Source organism: Protofrankia sp. CiP1_Cm_nod3, from assembly GCF_982290655.1.
The window spans coordinates 7,335-8,055 of record NZ_CEVIVD010000178.1; the positions used below are offsets into that span (position 1 = coordinate 7,335).

1 protein-coding gene is annotated in these 721 nt (G+C 70.2%); it reads left to right on the forward strand.

The window, feature by feature from the left end; genetic code table 11:
* Positions 1-67: 67 nt before the first annotated feature.
* Positions 68-721 (forward strand): DUF1156 domain-containing protein (locus tag AC5LUJ_RS21765; protein ID WP_493465634.1); only part of this gene is annotated, 654 nt, incomplete at its 3' end.

Sequence of the window (721 nt, forward strand, 5' to 3'; positions counted from 1 at the left end):
TGGTGACAAGCCCGTTGGTTGCCGCTGAGCCGCCCAGCCGGTCTCCGGGGACGAGGAAGAGGACGTCGTGCAGAAACGCAAGTTGATCGAGGTCGCGCTGCCGCTGGAGGCGATCAACCGGGAGTCCGCCCGGGAGAAGTCCATCCGGCACGGACACCCCTCCACGCTGCACCTGTGGTGGGCGCGCCGTCCCCTCGCGGCTGCGCGCGCCGTGCTGTTCGCCCAGCTCGTCGACGACCCGTCCGCACGGCCCGAGGAGTTCCCCACGGAGGAGCTGCAGCGCAAGGAGCGCGAGCGGCTGCACGAGCTGATCGAGCGGCTTGTGGTGTGGGAGAACATCCGTGACGAGAAGCTGCTCGCCGAGGCGCACGCCGAGATCCTCAAGTCCACCGATGGCAAGCCACCAGCGATCCTCGACCCGTTCGCGGGCGGTGGCACCATCCCCCTGGAGGCCCAGCGACTCGGCCTGGAGGCGCACGCCTCCGACCTCAACCCCGTCGCCGTCCTCATCAACAAGGCGCTCATCGAGATCCCACCCAAGTTTCGCGACCAGCCTCCCGTCTACCCCGGCCTGGCCGACTCCGAGATTCGCGCCTGGAAGGGCGCCGAGGGCCTGGCCGCCGACGTGCGCGCCTACGGCGCCTGGATGCGCGACGAGGCCGAGAAGCGCATCGGCCATCTCTACCCCAGGGCCACCCTCCCCGACGGCACCAAGGCCACG